1 protein-coding gene is annotated in these 478 nt (G+C 46.9%); it reads right to left on the reverse strand.

All coding sequences use genetic code 11. The features are described from left to right. Positions 1–235: 235 nt before the first annotated feature. A partial coding sequence (locus ACNFOC_RS55255; RefSeq protein WP_416966426.1) for an AAA family ATPase occupies positions 236–478 on the reverse strand: 243 nt, incomplete at its 5' end.

Here is a 478-nt window from a genome sequence, read left to right on the forward strand (position 1 = left end):
GAAATAACCATAGCATAACAAAGATGCGAAAAGTGTGACATGGAATAAATTAGTGGAATCGTTTACACAAGAATTTAGCCGTTTTTTATGCGCGATTAAGTGATTATAAAACAGAGGGTTTATGAATGATTGCGCTTTTTATCTGAAAAAAAGACGCGGTTTAATGCCTGCATGCGTCGAACCGTTGGCCGGAGAGGGCGCTTAGGCCGCCTCCGGCAAGGTCAGCACTACCGACTCAATATATTTTTGTCAGCACATAGCGATAGAGTCCACCGTCCGGCACGAACTCAAGGCGATGGGTAATACAGGCAGGCGCATCTTCAGCGTGGTGCGAAACAAACAACAATTGCGTTTCACCTTCGCTAATCAGCACATCAACAAAACGGCGGATAAGCTGGCGATTGAGCGGATCAAGCCCCTGTAGTGGTTCATCGAGAATAAGCAACGTCGGATGTTTCACCAGTGCGCGGACGATCAG

Origin of the sequence: Streptomyces colwelliae, from assembly GCF_048158785.1 — a bacterium.
Lineage (GTDB): Bacteria > Actinomycetota > Actinomycetes > Streptomycetales > Streptomycetaceae > Streptomyces.